The 21,185-nt window shown below is 44.1% G+C and carries 20 protein-coding genes and 1 other annotated feature; of the genes, 15 read left to right on the top strand and 5 right to left on the bottom strand.

Annotation, left to right across the window (positions count from 1 at the left end; translation table 11 throughout):
• Positions 1-74 precede the first annotated feature (74 nt).
• From AS034_RS02875 to AS034_RS02840, 8 genes are all read left to right on the top strand, one after another.
• Positions 75-1,004 carry a DUF1002 domain-containing protein gene (locus AS034_RS02875; RefSeq protein WP_082641612.1) on the top strand — a complete coding sequence of 310 codons (930 nt, stop codon included), beginning with the start codon at positions 75-77 and terminating at the stop codon, positions 1,002-1,004.
• A 647-nt stretch (positions 1,005-1,651) separates the two neighbouring features.
• Positions 1,652-3,772, top strand: coding sequence for an MMPL family transporter (locus AS034_RS02870; protein ID WP_058297465.1), 2,121 nt, complete (start codon positions 1,652-1,654; stop codon positions 3,770-3,772).
• A gap of 46 nt (positions 3,773-3,818) precedes the next feature.
• Complete coding sequence (locus tag AS034_RS02865; RefSeq protein WP_058297464.1) at positions 3,819-4,490, top strand: response regulator transcription factor; 672 nt, start codon at positions 3,819-3,821, stop codon at positions 4,488-4,490.
• The gene (locus tag AS034_RS02860) at positions 4,487-5,863 is read left to right on the top strand and encodes a sensor histidine kinase (protein ID WP_058297463.1); all 1,377 of its coding nucleotides are present in this window, start codon (positions 4,487-4,489) and stop codon (positions 5,861-5,863) included. Before AS034_RS02865 ends, AS034_RS02860 begins: the two co-directional genes overlap by 4 nt.
• 23 nt (positions 5,864-5,886) lie before the next feature.
• Positions 5,887-6,282 carry a hypothetical protein gene (locus AS034_RS02855; RefSeq protein ID WP_058297462.1) on the top strand — a complete coding sequence of 132 codons (396 nt, stop codon included), beginning with the start codon at positions 5,887-5,889 and terminating at the stop codon, positions 6,280-6,282.
• Positions 6,283-6,391: 109 nt separating this feature from the next.
• The gene (locus AS034_RS02850) at positions 6,392-7,216 is read left to right on the top strand and encodes an SDR family oxidoreductase (RefSeq protein WP_032088146.1); all 825 of its coding nucleotides are present in this window, start codon (positions 6,392-6,394) and stop codon (positions 7,214-7,216) included.
• A 251-nt stretch (positions 7,217-7,467) separates the two neighbouring features.
• Positions 7,468-8,685 (top strand): MFS transporter, encoded by a 1,218-nt coding sequence (locus tag AS034_RS02845; protein WP_058297461.1) that lies wholly within the window; start codon positions 7,468-7,470, stop codon positions 8,683-8,685.
• A 116-nt stretch (positions 8,686-8,801) separates the two neighbouring features.
• The gene (locus AS034_RS02840) at positions 8,802-9,194 is read left to right on the top strand and encodes a hypothetical protein (protein ID WP_244888123.1); all 393 of its coding nucleotides are present in this window, start codon (positions 8,802-8,804) and stop codon (positions 9,192-9,194) included.
• 325 nt (positions 9,195-9,519) lie between these two features.
• On the opposite strand, the gene AS034_RS02835 is transcribed toward AS034_RS02840, so the two are convergent.
• Positions 9,520-10,131 carry a CGNR zinc finger domain-containing protein gene (locus AS034_RS02835; RefSeq protein ID WP_058297459.1) on the bottom strand — a complete coding sequence of 204 codons (612 nt, stop codon included), beginning with the start codon at positions 10,129-10,131 and terminating at the stop codon, positions 9,520-9,522.
• 119 nt (positions 10,132-10,250) lie between these two features.
• Here AS034_RS02835 and AS034_RS02830 point away from each other — a divergent pair, with 119 nt between their 5' ends.
• Positions 10,251-10,706: a hypothetical protein gene (locus AS034_RS02830; RefSeq protein WP_058297458.1), complete on the top strand. Its 456-nt coding sequence runs from the start codon at positions 10,251-10,253 to the stop codon at positions 10,704-10,706.
• Between the two features lie 57 nt (positions 10,707-10,763).
• Here AS034_RS02830 and AS034_RS02825 read toward each other — a convergent pair whose 3' ends face one another.
• From AS034_RS02825 to AS034_RS02815, 3 genes are all read right to left on the bottom strand, one after another.
• On the bottom strand, positions 10,764-12,389 hold the full coding sequence (locus AS034_RS02825; RefSeq protein WP_058297457.1) for a M4 family metallopeptidase: 1,626 nt from the start codon (positions 12,387-12,389) through the stop codon (positions 10,764-10,766).
• Positions 12,390-12,742: 353 nt separating this feature from the next.
• Entirely contained in the window at positions 12,743-13,375 is a 633-nt protein-coding gene (locus AS034_RS02820) for a class I SAM-dependent methyltransferase (protein WP_058297456.1), read from the bottom strand.
• 199 nt (positions 13,376-13,574) lie between these two features.
• Positions 13,575-15,347, bottom strand: a complete 1,773-nt coding sequence (locus AS034_RS02815; protein WP_058297455.1) for an extracellular catalytic domain type 1 short-chain-length polyhydroxyalkanoate depolymerase — start codon at positions 15,345-15,347, stop codon at positions 13,575-13,577.
• 177 nt (positions 15,348-15,524) lie between these two features.
• On the opposite strand from AS034_RS02815, the gene AS034_RS02810 reads away from it, so the two are divergent.
• The 6 genes from AS034_RS02810 (at position 15,525) to lysS (ending at position 20,383) form a co-directional block, all read left to right on the top strand.
• Positions 15,525-15,971 (top strand): NUDIX domain-containing protein, encoded by a 447-nt coding sequence (locus AS034_RS02810; RefSeq protein ID WP_082641610.1) that lies wholly within the window; start codon positions 15,525-15,527, stop codon positions 15,969-15,971.
• Positions 15,972-16,008: 37 nt separating this feature from the next.
• Positions 16,009-16,284: a hypothetical protein gene (locus AS034_RS02805; RefSeq protein WP_058297454.1), complete on the top strand. Its 276-nt coding sequence runs from the start codon at positions 16,009-16,011 to the stop codon at positions 16,282-16,284.
• 778 nt (positions 16,285-17,062) lie between these two features.
• Positions 17,063-17,794: a class I SAM-dependent methyltransferase gene (locus AS034_RS02800; protein WP_058297453.1), complete on the top strand. Its 732-nt coding sequence runs from the start codon at positions 17,063-17,065 to the stop codon at positions 17,792-17,794.
• Between the two features lie 74 nt (positions 17,795-17,868).
• Entirely contained in the window at positions 17,869-18,273 is a 405-nt protein-coding gene (locus AS034_RS02795) for a hypothetical protein (protein WP_141687653.1), read from the top strand.
• A 27-nt stretch (positions 18,274-18,300) separates the two neighbouring features.
• Positions 18,301-18,507 carry a hypothetical protein gene (locus tag AS034_RS02790; protein ID WP_032088156.1) on the top strand — a complete coding sequence of 69 codons (207 nt, stop codon included), beginning with the start codon at positions 18,301-18,303 and terminating at the stop codon, positions 18,505-18,507.
• A gap of 67 nt (positions 18,508-18,574) precedes the next feature.
• Positions 18,575-18,841, top strand: a binding site (T-box leader).
• Positions 18,842-18,922: 81 nt separating this feature from the next.
• Positions 18,923-20,383: a lysine--tRNA ligase gene (lysS, locus tag AS034_RS02785; protein ID WP_058297450.1), complete on the top strand. Its 1,461-nt coding sequence runs from the start codon at positions 18,923-18,925 to the stop codon at positions 20,381-20,383.
• A gap of 381 nt (positions 20,384-20,764) precedes the next feature.
• On the opposite strand, the gene AS034_RS02780 is transcribed toward lysS, so the two are convergent.
• The gene (locus tag AS034_RS02780) at positions 20,765-20,950 is read right to left on the bottom strand and encodes a hypothetical protein (RefSeq protein WP_058297449.1); all 186 of its coding nucleotides are present in this window, start codon (positions 20,948-20,950) and stop codon (positions 20,765-20,767) included.
• Positions 20,951-21,185 lie beyond the last annotated feature (235 nt).

Here is a 21,185-nt window from a genome sequence, read left to right as displayed (position 1 = left end):
TACTTGTACAATGAGTGAAGTTTCATGGAGAGCATTAATAGCAAAAATCATTGAAGCATCAAAAAGGAGAATGAATGATGAAAAAGCTGATTAGTTCTGTACTCGCTATTCTATTAGTGATTGGAATCGTACAGCCTGCAATGGCTTCAGATAACAATAAGCAAGAAGAGAGCATCAATGAAAAATTCGGGGTGCCGATTGTCGTATATGGCGAGACACTATCGGAACAGCAAAAAAAGACCGTGCAAGATGAACTCGGAATCGATGAAAATACCGACGTTGAGGAATTCACTGTAACAGGGGATGACCTTGTGAAATACATTGAGGGAGAAAATAGAAATGCCCGTATGTTCTCCTCTGCGAAAATTACAAGGCAGGAAAAAGGTCAGGGTCTGAATGTCGAGATTGTGACTCCGGATCAGATTACAGAAGTGACCGAATCCATGTATGCCAATGCATTATTGACAGCTGGTGTTGAAAATGCAGATGTCGAAGTCGCTTCACCCGTAAAAGTAAGCGGACACTCTGCTTTGACTGGTATTTATAAGGCATATGATGTCAGCGGGGAACAACTTGATTCCGTACGCATGGAAGTGGCGAACGAGGAGTTGAATGTAGCAACTGAATTAGCGAAGGATGCAGGGATTGATAAAGAAAAGGTCAGTGAACTTCTGACAGAAATAAAAAAGGAAATAGCGGAACAGGATCCGGCAACAAAAGAAGAAGTGGAACAAATCGTGGAAGAGAAGCTGAAGACGATGAATATCGAACTCAGCCCTGAAGACCGTCAGCTGTTGATTGATCTGTTTGATAAAATCAGGTCACTGGATATCAACTTCGACAACGTCCAGCAGCAGCTTGAAGATCTGACAAAGGATATTCAAACGACCATCAAAGATATTGTGAATGACGAAAGCTTTGGTCAAAAAGTATCCGATTTCTTTAAAGGATTATTGGATGCGATTGCTGAACTATTCAGGTCGATTAAAAATGCATTATCTTGATCTTAAGCCCAATTTGTTTGGGCTTTTTTTTATGGTCAAAAGATTTTGGGGAAGTTGGTCTATAGCATAAGAGAGATGGTTATATTTGGAGTCACCTGTAGAGTGATTTTAATGGCCGTTGGGGAGTAGATAATTCCCTGGTTTCACCGGTGCCGACCTTGAAAATCTTCTTAACGAGGCACTCGTTGCCGCAAAATTCAGTTTGAATACACTCGAGTTGGGGTTTTCGGTTTGATAAGAGGACTTTTGATGGATTTAAATTGGGATTGATGCATTGATAAATGGAAATTAATTGGTTATTCTTTCGATTTTGGTTATTAATCTTCGAAATTCAGGCAATAATCTTTTAATTTCCATCATTAATCTTCGAATTAACGACATTATTCTTTCAATTTTGTGAATAATTCCACCACTTACCAAAAAAATCCAAAAAATCACACATTGCGGACGGACAAGAGAGGATCGGCATAATCACATAACTCCCGGGACAGGTGTACAACGGTACTGAATGAACCTGGTTACCTGTCTCCGGCTATCGAAAGAACCGGTATGCCCGCCGCCACGCCATCTGTAAACAAAAATTGATATTAAGTTTATGTTGCAGTTTTATAATGTGAATCGACATATATGAAGGAGGTAACATCATAATGAAAAAATGGCTTTATCCCGTAACAGATTGGGTTTCGACGAAGCGGGGGATGTGGATTACGATCATTGCCTGGCTGGTGCTGATGGTCGGGTTGAGTGCTGGGCCGAGGCTTGGTGACTATAAAGTGAGTAATTTTCAATCACTGCCTGACGACGCTGCGTCCATTATCGCAGACAATAAAATTGAAGAGTCATTCCCGAATGAGCAGGGAACTCCCGGGATCCTTGTATTTCACAATGATTCAGGTGATGTGAAGATAGGTGAAGTAAATAAGATTTTAGAAGCGATCGAGGATGAAGGTATTAAGGGCATTGATCGCATTGTTGATATCAGTAAGCTTCCACCGAAGGCGCTGGAAGGATTTACTTCTGAAGACGGTTCAACAGTGATTGTTCCAATGGAACTTAAGAAAGGACTTGGAAACAAGGACTATTCTGAAATCAATGACAGGGCGTCAGAAGTCGGCAATAAGGCTGCGGATTCTTTTGCAGACATGGAATTTTACATCACCGGTCCAGCGGGGATCGCCGGGGATGCGACAAAACTATTTGAACAGGCGGATGTCGTCTTACTGCTTGCGACGATTGTGATTGTTTTGGTGCTTTTGATTGTCATTTATCGTTCACCGCTGCTTGCATTCATCCCGCTTCTTGCAACGATCATCGTCTATCAGGTGGTGAATCAGTGTGTGGCCCTGATGGGGGCTGCGGGCTTGGAAATAAACAATTCGACGACTTCGATCATGAGTATATTGCTCTTCGCTGCCGTCATTGATTATTCCTTATTTGTGTTCTCGCGTTACCGCGAGGGGCTTTATCAGGTGGAGAGTAAATATACTGCCATGAAGAATGCCATGCGTGCCACCGGGGAGCCTGTGTTTTTTGCAGGGGGAACCGTTATGGCGGCCATGCTGATTTTATTCTTTGCTGAATTCCGTGATTATCAGAACTTTGCTCCGGTTTTCGGACTGGCGATGTTCTTCATTATGCTTGCATCGATTACGCTTGTTCCTGCGTTATTCACTTTATTCGGACGTAAGGCGTTTTGGCCAAAGGTACCGAAATATGGCGGAGAAGAAGAGTTGAAACACACGTTTTGGAAGTCGGTTGCCCGGTTTGTGGTCAGTAAACCTTGGATCAGCGGCGGATTGACGGGGATTTTCCTGGTGGTGACTGCACTAAATGTGATGAACATTGAGTTTGAGTTTGATACCGTGAAGAAATTCCCTGAGGATTTACCTTCACGGACAGGGTATGAAATTGTAGAATTCCAGTTTGATAAGGGGGAGCTTGCTCCAACTACGCTGCTCATTGAAAGCAATGAGGCTATAACGCCTGAAAAAGCAGATGAAATCAAGAACGAATGGGAGAGACTGGATGAGATCGCATCTGTCCGGAAGTCAGGGCAAACGGAGGATAACACGGCAGTGAAATACAGTGTCGCTTTATCTATGAATCCATATTCGAAAGATGCCATCGACTTCATGGAAGACCTTGTGGGCTCAACTCCTGAAATGCTCAGTGAACTTTCCGTTGATGGAGAGGCTTATTATGCAGGCGTCACGGCCAAGCTTGTGGATGAGAGTAACGTGAATAACAGGGATATCGTGACAATTGTGATCCTTGAAACGGTACTCATACTGGGTCTGTTGGTAGCCCTTACCCGTGCGATAAAATTACCTTTATATATGGTGGGAACCATTTTGCTTTCTTATGTCTCCGCGCTGGGACTGGGGATTTTCCTTGTTGATGTGTTGTTCGGTTTTGATGCCATCAGTACACGCGTCCCAGTTTATGCCTTTATCTTCCTGGTGGCCCTGGGTGTGGATTATAACATCATCCTGGTATCACGTTTTATGGAAGAAAGAAAAACGCACGGTGTCAGGAAAGGCCTTGAAATTGCGATGATGAACACTGGCGGCGTCATCTCATCTGCAGGGATCATTCTGGCTGCCACATTTGCAGCTTTGACCACGATGCCGATTGCTGATTTATTCGTTTTCGGCTTTATGGTGGCAGTGGGGATCCTGATGGATACTTTCCTGGTTCGCGGTGTGCTGCTGCCTGCAGTGATTTTGGCATTTGAAAAGGATCATCAAACCTCTCATACTAAGGGATAATAGAAATACGAAGGTTAACCGGCGTATTTGCTTATAGGAGGTCAGTATGAAAATTCTCGTTGTAGATGATGATGTTAATATCCAAAAGCTAGTCTCTATTCATTTAAGCCGGAAGGGATATCAACCACTGAAGGCGAATGATGCAGAGGAAGCTCTGGAAATCGTTGAAAAGATGGCCGTCGATTTAGCGGTGGTTGATGTGATGATGCCCGGAATGGATGGATATGAACTGACCGGGATTTTATCGGATGTTTATGACATTCCCGTCATCCTTTTGACTGCTAAAGGGCAGTTGGATGATAAGGAGCGGGGCTTTTTATCCGGTTCGGAAGATTATATTGTGAAGCCCTTTGAGGTCAAAGAGCTGTTATACCGTGTTGCCGTTGTCTTGCGCAGGGTGGAGCGGGCAATGGAAACGGTTATTAGGGCAGGGAATTTGGTGCTTGACCGCAAAAACTTCGAAGTGATGATCAGTCAAGAGACGATCCTCTTTCCATTGAAAGAATTTGAATTACTGAGTATTCTTGCATCGCGGGCGCAGCGGATTGCGCCCCGGGCTCTGTTGATCGAACAGATATGGGGAATCGATAATGAAGGAAGCGAACAAACCCTAAATACACATATTAACCGGATCCGTGAACGTCTAAAGAAATATGAGGCGGGTGTCGAGATCCAAACGGTCAGAGGGATCGGGTATAAGCTAAAGGTGATCGAATGAGGACGCTGTACAGGAAATTTGTCGCAGCGACTCTCTTGATCCTTAGCATCAGTGTCATAATAGGTTTGTTTCTGACCAATTGGATATACCTGAACTCCACCAAGCAAAAGATCGATCATCAAAACGTCGGGATCGCTAAAGAGATCGTTGCGAGCATAGAGGGGATGCACGGCCACCAGACTGCCCTCACTCCATATTTAGAATCAGTCGGGAAACTGGGTTATCAAGTGCTCGTGATCAATGAGGATGGGGACAAACGATTTTTCGGTGAGGAGTTTGCAAAGAAAAAGCTTTCAGGTGAAGCCCGAAAGGTAATGGATGAAAGGAAAATCTATCACGGCATGAGTGAGGATTCGAGCCAGGCCTTCATGATGGGACACTTTTCTAATGATGTACGCAATACGGTCGGTGTACCCTTTACTTCCAATGGAGAGCAGTATGCCTTGTTCATGCGCCCCAACAACAAATTGCTATTCTCTGATATTCACATGATCCTTGCGTGGTTCATTTTAGCCGTTGCTATATTCAGTATCATCGGCATGATTTGGTTTGCGAAGCATTTGATCAAGCCCATTACCCAGTTGACGGAAGCAACAAAAGAATTGACTCGTGAGAATTTCAAATATGAGTTGAACATCAGCCGCAGGGATGAAATCGGTCAGCTGGCACAAAGCTTCACCATCATGCAGCGGCAATTACAGCATAACGATGAAGCACGTAAATCCTTCATCAGCAATGTGTCCCATGATTTTCAATCACCACTGATGAATATACAGGGATATGCAGATTTAATTAAGGCGGGTGTGACCAAGGAAGAGAGCGATCAGTACCTCGGGATCATTGATGATGAATCAAAACGGCTATCCCATTTAACAAAACAGTTATTGATCATAACGTCTTTGGATCAAGAAGCCTACCCAATGAAAATTTCAAAGGTTCGGGTGGACGAACAAATCAAGCAGGCGATCCGCAGGTATCAATGGCTCATTGAGGAAAAAGAGCTCGATGTCTCGTACAATCTTGGTTCATGTATTCTCAAATACGATGCCGAACTGATGTCGAATGTATGGGATAACCTCATGACCAATGCCATAAAGTACAGCGGTCAAGGAGACAGCATCTGGATCGGCTTGGAGGAGAAAGAGGAAGAACTTGTAATCACGTTTAAGGATACCGGAATCGGAATGACACAAGACGAAATGGACCAGATCTTTGATCGCTTTTACCGTGTGGATACAGCGAGAAAGAAGGGAGGGACCGGACTTGGTCTCTCTATAGTAAAGCAGATCATTGACCTGCACCAAGGAAAGATCAATGTAAAAAGTAAAGCGGGGGCGGGAACGATCTTCACGATCACCCTTCCTGCTATATAAAGAAGGATAATGGAGGAGAAAAAATGGAACAAGTTTGGAGTTTGAGATTGATACGATTTGCGGCTGTATTTGGCATCATCGGTACGTATTTGGGGTCGCATATGGCCGGAGCGATGGACTACGCCCTCAAACCGATTCATGCCCACATACTGCTGGTCGGCTGGCTTTCCGTTTTTGCATGGGGGATTTTCTACAAGGTATATACGGTGAAATATAAGAAGATGGTGGCAGTTCACAGCATTTTCGGGATGGCAGGAGCTCTCGGATTGACGTTGGGAATGTGGATGTACAACCTGAATCCATTTCAACTGAATGAAACACTCATCACTGTGTTTTTTATAGTAGGGGGGACCTTGCTCCTGCTGGCCTTTCTATTGTTTGCCGTGGTTACTTTCATGGTGGAAAGAAAAACAGTATAGGATCAGCTCCATTCCTATAAATTGCTGTCTGAACGACGATTTTATGTTTAGTATTTCACAAACCAGGATAAACCCTCTATATGACTTAACTATATAGGAGGCTTTTAAAATGGGAAGACTCAATCAAAAAATCACTGTGATCACAGGGGCTGCGACCGGAATCGGGGAAGCCACTGCCAATGTTTTTGCTGAAGAAGGGGCTGTGGTCATCTGCGCGGATGTGGATGAATTCCAGGTGAGGAAGACGGCTGAAGATATTAAATCTAAAGACGGAACGGCAGAAGCCTATCACCTTGATGTATCGAGCGAGGAGAGTGTGAAGAAGTTTGCCGAGTATTTGAAGGATACGTACGGAAAGATCGATGTGCTGTTCAACAATGCAGGTGTGGATGAACAGGGCGGGAAGGTCCATGAATACCCGGTCGAGCTCTTTGATAAAATCATTGCAGTCGACCTGCGTGGCACGTTCCTCGTCAGTAAATACCTGATCCCGCTTATGCTTGATAACGGAGGAAGCATCATTAACAACGGTTCGATGTCCGGTCATGCAGCCGACCTTGACCGTTCTGGTTATAACGCAGCAAAAGGCGGCATCATCAACTTCACAAAAGCGATGGCAATCGATTACGCACGCCACGGGATCCGGGTCAACTCCCTGTCTCCAGGAACGATCGAAACCCCGCTTATTGATAAACTCGTCGGAAGCAAGCAGGACGAGATGGGGCAGAAATTCAGGGACGCCAACAGATGGATCACCCCGATGGGCCGCCTCGGCAGTCCGCGCGACATGGCCGCCGTCGCACTGTTCCTGGCATCGGATGACAGCGCCTATGTGACAGGAGAAGACATCAAGGCGGACGGCGGCATCATGGCGTATACATGGCCCGGTAAGATGTTGATTGAAGAGGATGAGTGGAAGAAGGATACGGAATAAAATAGTAGAGTACGGCTCCTTGTCTTTTGACAGGGAGCTCTTTTATATGGATTGAATGATTTTGGAAGATTATGGTTTAATTATCAGAATAGTCATGATATAATCACCCGTAAAGCAAGGAAAGGAGACACACCATGATTAAAATCATTTATCTCAACCCATTCGATCATTAGAGTGCTGTCTGTGTTTGGAAGCCTCCTTGATTTTTACTAGTACATATAACGTCTAGTAAAATGCTGGGAGGATCAAATATGAATAGACAGTTGACGATTTTATTGATTGGAAGAATCATAACGAATTTTGCGGACAGTTTTTATATGATCGCGACCATTTGGTATGTGAAATCATTGACGGCTTCACCGCTGCTGATTGGATTGACCAGTGCAGTGGCGATCCTGCCGGTCACGATACAATTCCTGTACGGACCGGTGATCGATCGTTTTTCAAAAAAGACCATTCTATACGCAGCGATGTTCGGGCAGGGGGCACTGGTAAGCGTCATTTCGATCCTTTATTACTCCAACATCCTTTGGCTGCCAGTACTGTTTCTGATGATGTTCATGGCACTTTCCTTATCAGAAAGTACATATCCCACAGAAAGTGCATTAATCGAGCGGCTTGCACCAAAGGAAAAACTGACTAAGGTGAACGCCATCTTTTCTTTTTCCTATCAGACTCTTGATATCATTTGTGATGCGGTTTCAGGCATTCTGATTGCATTCGTCGGACTTGGTGTCGTTTATATTACGAACAGCTTTCTGCTGGTGATGACCGGTCTAATATTCCTTGTATATCTGAAGGTACCTAAATCTGAGAAGGAATCTGAAGTCTCTACATTAGGTTTCTTCCGGCAGTACAAAGAAGATTTCATAGAGGGTTTCGGGGTCGTCAAGTCGAAGCGCAGGCTGTTAAGCATCATGGTCGGAGTGATGGGGATGAATCTGGTGGCGACCATGGGACTCGCCATGCTCCCGCTCATCTCGGATACATCCGCAGAATATGGATTCTGGCTGACCGCCATATCCGTCGGCACCCTCACCGGGACCGTCCTTTCAAGCAAGGTGGAAAAGATCCCGCTCAACCGGATATTGCCCCTTGTGGCCGTCTGGGCAGGCATATTCTGGCTGCTGGCTTTCGCTGTCAGGGAAGCCCGGTTCCTGCCGTATCTGTTCTTCGCCTTCTCATGGGCGGGGATCGGCATCTTAAGCATCTATATACAGACGATGATTCAGGTCAATTTGCCAAGAAACCATGTCGGCATCGGGTTTGCCTTCATTTCATCGCTGCTGGGCTCGCTGAGTCCCCTCGGTTTCTTCCTGGGCGGATTGATTGGTGAACTGACTTCAGGGATGTTCCTGGTGGGCATATCTGGAACAGGGTATCTTGTGTTCTCGATTTACTTCCTGGTGAATCCAAAATTGAGGACGTTGAATGCACCTTTGAATGTCAGGTTTGAAGAATCGGCTTGATGGATTGCGGGTAACTGGATTCCGTGAAATAGGATTAGTAATAGGGTATAAAATCGCTCTGGTTTTATACTCTATTTTTCTATATTATCTTTATATTTGAAAGTGAGGTGGGAATGATGGAGAAACTCTTAGATGATTTTACAAAAATGCATAATGAATTCATCAATGATTGGGCCAATGCCATGAGTACAGGTGACACCACCTCAATTGAAAGAATGGCAGCTGATTATTATGTAGCATTTTTTAAGAGTGGAAATGAAAAGCCACTTTATTTTACAAGAGAAGAAGCCATAAGCGGGATGAAACAATCGGTCACTCATTTCTTGGGTGCAGAAAAGAAGTTTGAAAATCGATTGATCCGGCTGAGAGATGAAGGAAATGCAGTCGTATTTTATGAACAATTGATAGTAAGAGATGAAAAAGTCCTGGCTCGATTATTTACGATTGAAAATTGGAACTTGGAGAATGGAAAATGGGTGGTTATTAGAGAGATAGAAGAAGCCATTTAGCAGGTTTTGGTGTTTTTTAACATAAGTTGGTTTTCTGGCTGTTAACTATACGGGTTTGGTAGTGTTATAGGGGGTATTATCTGGTCATGGACCGTGTCTATTATCAAAACCGGCCAGCTTATTATCAAAAATTTGGATATATTATCAAAACTAAACCATTTATTATCAAAAATAGTATTATATTATCAAAAACTTGAATACACAGTGAATAATACAAAGGGGGGAATTTATTTATCGAGGTCATTTCCCCCCAATTAATTTGTCCCAAGTCCCAGCAGCAACGCGCCCCAACCTGTGGGAGCCAGGCCGCCCACGACCTAACAAATCACTTTTCCTTCTTATAAAACCGCCTGGCTTTAGCACGATTGCCGCAATCGGCCATGGAACACCAGCGGCGGCTCCGGTTACGGCTCGTATCAAAGAATAACCATCCACATGGATCTCCCTCGCATTGTTTCACCCGTTCAAGATGGTCTTTCGAAACGAGTAAATCTACGGCAGACTGGAAGATTGGAGGGAGCATCATATCCAGGTTATCCCCGGCGTAATCGAACTTCATTGTGAACTGATCCTTTTCATGGATTACCTGAAGCTTTCGGTAGAAGCTGCTCACAAATTCATTGAAGCGGTCCAGGTCTTTCTCAAGCGGCGATGTGTCCTCCGCAATCGATTTGAAGATGCGATACATCACTTCCCGCATCTCAACTGCCAGCTTCAAAACACCCCCGGCTTCAGCCGGTTTTTCCTCCGCTTTTAAAAGAAGGGCTTTTGCTTGTTGTCCGTTCAAGACTCGGGCATGGATGCACCAGTCGACCAATTCTGCATAACCCGTAAACCATTCCCGCCTTTTTTCTGCACTTTCCCGCCAACTGACGGTATTGATGAAATCCATACATAGTCGTTCTCCGACCATCATATAAGGGTTCGTTTCTGACATGTTCAAAACTCCTTTTCTGTAACCATCATAATACATATTGACAGTTAGAAACAACCGGGTTACACTATAACCGTCTAAAGTAGTTTTGGTGGTTAAATACGATTTCAGGAGGTACAGAGATGAACAATCCAATGTTGGCAGCTGTTGAAACATTGTTGAATGAAACATTTGAGGGACCTGGTGAGAATGGAAGCTGGTACACAGAATCTAAGCCTGGAAGCGGTATATTCGGAACGCTTGAGAAACTTTCGTCAGATGAAGCATCGATTTCTGTTAACGGAACGACAATCGCCGCCCAAACGGAACATACCCGCTATTACCTGTGGGTTGCGAACTCCTATTTAAATGGGGAAGAGCCTGAGAAGGATTGGGGAGCATCCTGGAAAATCACTGACGTTGATCACATGACCTGGGAAAGATTCAAAAAAGAACTTCAACAAGAATACACAACATTGCTGAAAAAGGTTGATTCACTTGACTCCTTGGATGAACAGACATCGAATGGGCTGTTGGGAGCGATTGCCCACTCCGCCTATCATCTCGGTTCTATAAGACAAATGGTTAAGGGACTCTGAGGCCTATCCAATTACAAGCAAAGAAAGCTCCAGGGAATTCCCCGGAGCTTTTTAATATTAGTATACCCCAACTGCATCCCATGCTGCTTTTACAGAGTTATAAGTCGAGCTTCCGGTTCCATACAGGTCCGCTGCTGATTGAAGAAGAGCGGCACGTGCGTAGCTGAAGTTGCTTGTCGGCGTTAAGTAAACCGTCAATGCGCGGTAGTAGATCTTTTCGGCTTTTGCTTTACCGATGCGTTGGATCGTGTTGTAGGCTGCTTTGTTCGGGATACCTGAGTTCGTATGAACGCCGCCATTATCAGAAGATGTATTGACATAGTCATTCATATGAGCCGGCTGTCCATATTGAGTCGGATTTGACAGGCTGCGAAGGGCATCGCCTGAAACGCCAGGTGTGTAGACATCTTCACCCATCAAGTAATCGCCAGGATCGAGGAAGTATCCAAATACATCCGAGAACGATTCGTTCAGTGCCCCTGATTGATATTGATACTGAAGACCAGCAGTACGTTCTGTCACGGCATGGGTCAATTCATGTGCGACAACGTCCAACGCTCCTGACAGGGAAGTGAAGGTCGATCCGTCGCCGTCACCGTATACCATTTGGGAACCGTTCCAGAAAGCATTGTTGTAGTTGCTGCCGTAGTGGACAGTGGAGCGGATGGTGGCCCCGTTATTATCAAAGCTGTTGCGGTTATGTGTGTTTTTATAATAGTCATACACTTTACCCGCGTAGGCATGGGCATCTACGTCAGCAGATTGGGAATAGGCTGTCCAGGCGTTGTTGCTGTCTACTGAATAGTAACCTGGAAGACTGGAGCCGTTATTCGCTGTTAGTGTTTCAATGACTCCGTTCATTGGTTTTGTGACGTCAAAAAGATAATAAGTGCCATTTTCATAATAAGTGTTCAATGATTTGTAATCATCAAGTACACCATATCCATACCCGGTTGTTCCCGCATCGCTCACTGCATTGACTGCTTCGAGGATCCGGCCGTCTTCAGCGTCGACGAAGATCTGCCAGTTGGCACCGTAAGGCTTGATGAATTGAAGTTGAACTTTGTAGGCAAGGTTGAATTCGCCGTCTTTCTCATGGATGACCAGGTCATTTTTCACTGTTGTATTTTCGATGTCGCTCTTAGGTCCTGCCACGTTTTGATAATCCACAACCGTATCGCTTTTTGATAGGTTGATATGTTTCCATGCAAGGTCAGACGCAGCATTTTTGGAAATGGAGGATTTGGTCTTTGTTACCTTTTTGGCTGCTTTGTCATATAGCTGCCCGGTAGCACCCGTCACTTCATTCTCTTTATTTGTATGAATAATGAAGGTTGCCCCGTCGATTGGCACCCCTTTGATCGTTTGAGAAAAACGATAGTGGGTGGATCCAAGCTCATCCGTCGTTTTTTCGATGAGGGTAAGCTCGGAATGAGGATCGATCTTGAACAACTCTTTATTGGCCTTCATGAATTTCTTTACATCTTTTTCGTTCTTTACAATACCTTTTGACAGCTTCCCGGATAGGAAGTCCGGACCTTTTTTATCTATAAGTTTTTGATGGATGTCCATATTGGAAGTGATAGAATCCGTAGATGATTGCGCGAATGTTGTTCCAGTAAAGGATGCACTGAATACAAGGGATGTTCCTAATGCTAAACTGACTAATTTTTTCTTCGACATAATTACAATTCCCCTTTTTTATAATGTAATAGAGAAATAGCTATTTCTTTTAGCTCCGGCAGCTAATTTGAATTCTAGTAAAATAAACTTGATAAGACAATGAAAATTATGGAAATAGTAAGTTAATTTAGAATATTTACTATTTTCCGTTTCCGCTTTTGCGTAAATGGAAGGAAGGATTCTTTGTTTTTCTCCTACTTTTAACAAAGATTATTTTTTTAGGCATATTCGACATTTTTTTCTATATAAGAATTTGTATTCCTATTATAATGGGAAATTAGAAATCTTAGATGTCAGGGGATGACCTCGATGGTGGACCAGCAGAAAAAAACTCAGAGAGCATGTCCCTGAGTTTATTTTGATAAATATGATTTAAGCAAAACTATTTTTCTGTACATGTCTTTAAAAAGAATCGAGCGGTCTTCCAATATTGTCACATAATCCTTGTGAGGTTCCACCAGCTTTTCGAAATTCCTCCCAATGTCCGTGCCCAGCACTCTAATTACCGGTCTAAGCAGCTTTTTATAGATGGGCAGTTTGGTCCCTTTTGGAGAGAACTTATCAAAAATGACAATTTTGCCATCCGGTTTCAAGACCCGTACGATTTCCCCGAAACACCGGTTTTCATCAGGAACAACCGATAAGATCAGGCTTGCCACCACCAAATCAAATTGATCATCAGCAAAGGCCATATCTTGAGCATCCATCTTTAAAAATTCGATAGTAGAATGGTTGAATTTTTCCCGTGCCTTCTGAAGCATCGCCTCTGAGTAATCGATAGCCGTGATATCAAATTTATCAATATCCACCAACTCCAAATCTGCGCCGGTACCAACCCCTACAAAAAGAATTTTCTGCCCCTCGTCTTTAAATATCCCATCACTGAAAATCTGTTTGCGTGCCTTAAGAAATAACCCGGAATTGAAAAGCTGGTCGTATAAACCAGAACCGAGTCTGTAGATGAATTTGTTCCAGGGGTTGTTCATTTGTCACCTCTTTTTTCTTCATGATTTGGTTCATGTCCAGTAAGTTTTTGCAAAACATCCCCTTCGCTCTATATTGAATCCTCTATGATTACAATAACATAAAATTTACCAAAAAATGTCTTCAGATATGAAGAACGAACACCGGCTTTCCCGCCGTTGTTCGTTTTCTTTTTAATAAAGAGTTTAGAAACGTTTCCGATTAATCATTTATGATAAAGATAGGGGACTGACCGCCGCTGCCTCCACCATAAAATTCAATTTGATTTTGAGAAAATCCTGGTGTGGTCACCGCTTTCAATCTGAATTGTGTTTTTCCGTTTTTATTGATTTGGGTCAAAGAAGCACCTGACAGCTTGAGATCAATATAACCGGATGCTGGAGGGGATTGGAAGACAGCTGCGTTACCCAAACTGGCAAGTGCTGAGTAATCGCTTTGCTCAATCCCGGCAGCCCCGAAGGTTCCATTTTTTATATCGGCAGAAATAGATGAAACCGTGCCGGCAACAGACTTAATGTAGAGGCGGATGGTGGCCGATTGGATGGCGGTCTGTCCCAATTGGCTCGTATCGAATGACAGAATTCCTCTGTACGTATCCGTGTTATACATCCCCTTGTCACCGACCTTGATGTCCCCGGTCCCTATGCTATCTGCTGTTAACTGTCCGGCGAAACCGTCTTCTGCGGAAATGGACGAAATCGTGACGCCTTCACTTGGAGGGGAGGATTCATCGATCACATAGATTTCCTGTTTGATAGTCTCTGAATTACCTGAAGGGTCAAGACTGAAGTAACGGAGAATGGTATCATCGGTGATTTGGATCGGTCCTGTGTATAAGGCAGATTGAATGGTCGGATCTGATCCGTCCGTAGTATAGTAGGTGGAAGCTTCTTCGTTGGTTTGAAGTGTGACCTGGACCGGTGCGTTATACGTGCCTCCTTCGGGAGAGGCCGAAGTAACCGGCGCAGTTGTGTCATTTTCTCCACCGCCTCTGTCAGTGAAGGAGTCAAAAAACTCCCACATCATTCGGCTCGCATCCGGACCTTGCGGATCGGTGTAGCTTCCCTGTGAACTCCCGCCGGACCAGGCGTGGCCCATACCCTGTATTGTCACTTTTCTCATCCACACACGTCTGTCCAAGCCTTCGAAATCACTGACGTTGTAGCTTCTGCCTCCTGATACAACGGCGTTAACCGTCCGTTCGGGTTGGTCATCGATCCAGCCGTCAGCTATTCCGTTCTCTGCTAAATCATTGGTGGCAGCCCACTGCGAAATGACCTGATTCCCGTTTACAGGATAGACCGTGTAATCGGATGTACCATGAAAAACAATGACAGGCATAATCTTTGCCCGACTGCTCATTGCCTGGTAAGCAAGGTTCCCCTGCTGCACAGGACTCGGCCCGCCGCTTGACATCGCGGTGAAGGCACCTGTCATACTGGTTGCAGCTTTATATTCCAGACCGGCACCGACACCAATGCCGGAAAAGAGATCAGGGTACGCGGCCCCCATGATGACACTCATCGCAGCACCTGCTGAAAGCCCCGATGCATAAACCTCATCTCCCTGGATTGAATAGGAACTTTTAACTTTGTTCACCATACCCGCTATGACAGCAGGCTCACCGCTTCCACGAGCCTGATGGGCGGATTCAAACCAGTTCCAGCACTTATTTGAATTCGCGCTGCTCGTTTGCTCCGGATAAAGGACCAGAAACCCTTTTTCATCGGCCAGTGTGTTCATCCGCGTGCCTGCGGCAAATTGATTCGCATCCTGAGTGCACCCATGAAGCATGACATACAAAGGATAACTTCTGCTTGCATCATACCCATTTGGAACATAGAGCTTATAAGGCTTAGCGCCATAAGAACCATCAAGAAACTGACCTGCTGCCGCCGCCGGACCCGGAAACAATACACATGCACTTATTAGCATCAAAGCAACCATCGTCAAACACAACCGTTTAACCTTCATAAAAATGAATCAACTCCCTTCTCTTGATAGTAGAAGCTTAAAGGAGTGGAGTTACAAACGAGTTACAGAAGAGGGGGATATAGTGCTGGCCGGCAGTCATGCATGGTGAAATAAAGGGGATGATCCCTTTTTGAAGAATACATATATAAGATCATTCACTTAAATGGAGGAAACCAATTGAATAAACTCAAAAACAACGGTTACGAATTCATGGATTTTTTGCGCATCAACGAAGAAGAAATGAGTACATACAGACCGCTTGCCGGTTCTTTTGCAGTAGTGAAGTACGGGGGGAAAGTTCTCATGTGCTATAACGTATGGCGTAAGCAGTGGGAATTGCCGGCAGGACGAAGGGAAGGGGTTGAAACCCCAAAGGAATGCGCCATGCGGGAACTTTATGAAGAAACGGGGCAAGTGATAACCGACATGGAGTTCAGTGGTCTTTTAAAATCGAAGAATACTAAAAATGGGGACGTCAAATACAATCCCGTGTATGTAACAGTCATTGAAGAAATTCAGCCATTTATCGAGAATGAAGAAACATCCGAAATAAGGCTTTGGGATTTAAAAGAAGAAATAGGCGATCTTGATATGGTTGATATCAGGATATTGGATTTTGTGTGATAGTGGGATCATTAAATCAAAGGGGAAGTATGGCGTAATGAAAAGTGAGAAAAGTAACAGAAAATGGAGCCAAACGAAGTCCAATAAATATAAACAATATTTTTGGTCCAGGTTCCCCTTCTTATTTATCCCTTTATCAGTGGTGTTCTTTTACTCAGAAGACATCATGGAACAAGGATTTTCGGAATGGGAAGACCTTGGCCGCCTCATCCTACTCTCGATCCTCCCTGCACTGGTCGTGAGTGCATTCATTCTTTCAGTGAGATGGCGGTTAAAAGTGAAGCAGGACGGGTCGAGGGGACAGGTACCGTGACCCACGTTAAAAAAGGGTCCGCAAACGAAAATTGACCATCTTTTTAATTGGATTATAGTCAATTATTCTATTTTAATGTCAAAATTGCTTTGAAGGGACAAAAGTAGGGTTGTAACCCGGGGTATTATAGGGGCTTGAATGTCTTTTATTATCAAAAATGGCAGTCTTATCAAGAACCACCCATTTATTATCAAAAAAAGAAATATATTTTCAAAAACATAATATCCATCCTCTCTATACCCAGTGGTGTATCTTGCATTCTGCTACTCGATAACTGCCAGTTTGTTCGGGAGACAGGGACAAAAACGACGCCTATTACCAAGCAGACAGCCGTTCCGCTCCAAACGGTGGGTGTACTGTACTTTCATGTGATTGAAGTATTCAGGACGCAATGAGGTTCTGGTGGAGCGGCTTCCTGAGGAATGCAAAAGGAGTATCCCCGGCCGTCAAATGTCGCCACGTGTATCGGGGTGGAGCCAAAGTTGGCTAGCTTCATCACAAGATTTATCATTTCCAAGGTCCACAATCTCATTTCCATGAGGTCAGCAAGGTCTTTGCCGCCGTAAATGCAGCAGCAGAAGTTGAATTTAATGTAAAAAACGCTGGGAAAAGAGATAAAAGTCAGTTTAATTGATCAAGGCTTCATAAGAGCTGTCCCACCCGAATGGCCGGCTCTTTTTCGTACGCTCTTTTCCGAAAAATATTTCTATTATTTTACAAAAAATATGTTAAACTATCGAAAGGAATTTATTTGATGATGAAAGGGGATTTGCGCTAAATGGAATTCAGGGGTTCAAGTGCGTATGATCAGGAAGATTTCTTTTCAACCTATATGAAACGAAGGGATCGGAAGGACAGCCCTAATAATGCAATCGAGGGGCCGATCATCGATGAGCTTTTGAGCAACGTCCAAAATAAAGAAGTCCTGGACCTCGGATGCGGGGATGCCGTTTTTGGCAAGGAATTATTGGATAAGGGTGCTGCCTCCTACACCGGGGTGGAGGGTTCTGAACAAATGGCGGCCGCAGCCAGGCTGAATATGTCCGGTAAAAATGGGACCATCATCCGCGAGACCATGGAATCATATCATTATCCGAAGGAAGCTTTCGATATCGTCACATCTCGTTTTGCCATCCATTATGTTCCGGCCATCGAAACATTGTTTCAAGACATACATAAAGCATTGAAGAAAAATGGGCGGTTTGTGTTCAGCGTGCAGCACCCTCTCACTACTTCGTCGTTTGTTAGCAAGAAAACGGGTGACAAACGCGGGAACTGGATTGTGGACGATTATTTTCTTGAAGGGGAAAGAAAAGAACCGTGGATCGATCAAGTGGTGGTCAAATATCACCGGACGATCGAGCAATATTTTCGGACGCTGTTGTCATGCGGTTTTACCGTCAAGGATTTGCGTGAAGGGACGCCAATGCTCGAACACTTCAGCAGTGAAGAAGAATTTGTGAGAAGGCAAAGGATTCCGGTTGTGCTTGCTTTTTCTTGCATCAAATAAGATTTGCGGTACACATATCAGAGGAGCGGAAGGCGGCAGGGCTGCCTTCCGCTTACTTTAAAGGGGCGACGGCAATGCTTCTGAATAGAACGAGTAAGGCAGACATGAGTCCTCTTAAAAAATCAGTCTTGCAAACAGGGAATCTGCTTTTTTGGATGATTGGTATTATATTTCTTTTTATATTGGGTAATTTGCTCCTTAAGATCAATACATATGGATTTGAAAGTGGCGTGAAGAGCACGGCCAATACACTGGAGATCTTTTCTAAGCCACTGGTTTCACCGCTGAAATGGTCGTCACAACAGGAAACCGGAATTCATCATTTAATTGTGAAAATGATAGTTTTTTGTACTGTTTTCACCTTTGGATTCTGGGTGAGGCAGTATTTTAAAGTGGCAGGTGAGCTTTTGCTGCTGGTGTTTTTCATTGCTTCAGGCATTTGGTATTACGTATATTTTTTAAGTTATGCGGTGATTTAGATGCTAGAGAGAAAGCCTGGTGTCCGAATGATAAATAAGATTAGAGAACTTCCTGAAAAGGCTGCCTTTACAATAGGCTTGTCAATGATCTTTGTTTGTCCAATCGTATTGCTTTTCATCCCGGTGGATAAATGGATGACGATCGCCTTTCAGGGTATTGTCGGATTTATTTCTATCCTATTTATCCTGAGTGCGGCGGAAAAGAGGCATGCACGATCTGCTATTGATAAATGAATGACGTTTGAGATGAGGACCTTGACTCCTATCACTACATAGTATAAAATGTTCTTAATTTTCAATACTGTCGGCTATGAAGAGAAGAGTAGTTGGGATCGGTTATTTTCAGAGAGCTCCGGTTGGTGGGATGGAGTAATAATGATCTTAATGAAAAAAGGCTCAGAGCTTCGCACGGATCCAGGGTTTCCCTGGTGATACTGCGACGGGATCTCCCGTTACAGAGATAGGGTATACTCAACTATTTATATTTTGACGTACCCGAAGAGGTTGGTATGGCGACATATCAATAAACTGGGGTGGTACCACGGAGCATAATACTCTCGTCCTCAAGATGATGAATCTTGGGGGTGGGAGTTTTTTTGTTTTTAAATAGATTCGATATGATAATAAACCAAAGAACGGAGTGAACGGTATGAGTATCGAGCAGACAGAAGGCAGACTGAAAAAGGCACAAGCGATGAGAATGCAAGGAATAGATGTATATCCGGAAAGGTTTTCCATTAATCATAAACTTGCAGAGGCAGTTCGGCTTGAAGATGGTATAACAGGAGTCAGAGCAGCGGGAAGAATCATGGGAATCAGGAACTTCAAGAAACTGGTGTTCATTACAATCTCAAATATACATGGCAGTCTGCAGCTTCTACTCAAGAAGGATGAAGTGGGAGAGGGTCCGTTTGAACACTTTCAAAATTTGGTGGACATCGGTGATTTTATCGGTGTGGAAGGAAGCATGTACACCACGGGGGCAGGAGAGAAAACGCTGCGGATCGAGCATTATGTTTTCCTCGGCAAAGCGTTGAGGAGTCTGCCGGATAAATGGCATGGGCTGAGCAACATAGATGTCCGTTACAGGCAGCGTTACCTGGACCTGATGATGACCAGTGAAACCCAAAGCCGCATGCTGTCCAGAAGCAAGATGGTCCGCGCTATTCGACGATTTTTTGAAGATCAGGATTTCATTGAAGTGGAAACGCCAATCCTGCAGCATACCTCCTCCGGTGCGCTGGCAAAACCATTCAGGACTCATCACAATGCCCTGGATACAGATCTGAACCTCCGGATCGCGCCGGAAACATATTTGAAAAGGCTGATCACAGGCGGTTTTACCAAAGTATTTGAATTCGCAAAATGTTTCCGGAATGAAGGAATCAGTCCCCAGCATCTTCAAGAGTTCACGATGGTCGAGGGATATGCAGCCTTCTGGAACTATGAAGACACGATGAAACTCATGCGTGAGATGGTGCTGTATGTACTTGAACACACTTTTGGAACAACCACAATTCATTTAAACAGCCAGGCGATTGATTTTTCCCAGCAGTGGGAAGCTGTTTCCTTCAGGGAGTTGATTCAGCGGGAAACAGGGATTGATATCAACCTTTATCCAACCTCAGAAGAATTGATTCTAGAGACCCGCAGGAGAAACATCGAGCTTGAACATGACGATATTCATTCTCTAGGAAGAGGAAATTTGATTGATTTGCTTTATAAAAAAACATGCCGGCCAAAGCTGATCAAACCCACATTCCTGATCCAGCATCCAATCGATCTCTCACCCCTTGCAAGGGCAAATGACGAAGACCCTGCCCTTACCGACCGATTCCAGCTGGTCGTGAACGGGGCCGAAATCATCAATGCGTATTCAGAACTCGTCGATCCAATTGAACAAAGAAAACGGTTAGAGGAACAAGCCATCCTTAAGAGCAATGGAGATTCAGAAGCGATGGAAATGGATGAGGAATACCTGACCGCCATGGAATACGGGATGCCGCCCATCTCAGGATGGGGATTCGGCATTGAGCGTTTGCTGATGGTATTGACGGACAGCGATACGATTAAGGATTGTGTGTTATTTCCGTTGACTAGGAAGTTGTAATTTGATGAATTGGGCTTGTATTGGCTGGATTGTGAGTGGGGCGTGGGGACAGGAACCGTGCCCCATTCTAAATTGGTGTTGAAGATAAAAGGGAGCTGTATATTTTACTCGAATTTCACTAAGTTTTAGGGGTTATCGAATTAATTGATCAGGTTAGTCCAAAATAACAGGGAGTTCAGGCGACCATAGGGGGGTATTATTGGTGCTCTGCTTGTTTATATTATCAAAAATGCCACACTTATTATCAAAACTTATTTTCAATGCCTAAAATACCTAGCAAGGTATAAGTGTATAAGGAGTAGGAATCCAAAAAAGAGATGGTTAAAATAGTTGAAAAGAGCCGGTTTCTCATATAGAGTGAGAAACCGGCTCTTATCTAATCTATGACATAAAACGAATCGAAGAATAACCAGAGTGCGGGTGCTGTGCGGAGCGTTCCTGTTTGTAAACGGCCTTCAGTTGAGGTGTTGAAAGGGTTTCTAAATCCTGTTTTTCCTTCACCATGGAGTCTTTGAGCATTTGATAAATTCCTTTGTTCTGATTGAGTGAGGCTTGATTTGCCATCATTTCCTTCCTCCTCTAAGAAAAGAATTCTCGAAAATATAGGGTCAGGGTAAAGTTTATATTATCATAATGCCTATAAACCTTATCTGTCAAGTCGGGATTAGAGCGGGCAAATTGAAATGCAACTTGCTAGAAGCTCTTGATTTTACGGCCCGGTACCTTCTGGAAATATGATAAAGTATTGGTAAACGAAATGCTGGTGGGAAGGGAACTCGATCATTATTCCCTGTAGTGATCG

Source organism: [Bacillus] enclensis (assembly GCF_001456935.1).
In the GTDB taxonomy this organism is placed as follows: domain Bacteria; phylum Bacillota; class Bacilli; order Bacillales; family Bacillaceae_B; genus Rossellomorea; species Rossellomorea enclensis.
This window is presented reverse-complemented; position numbering and strand designations above follow the sequence as displayed.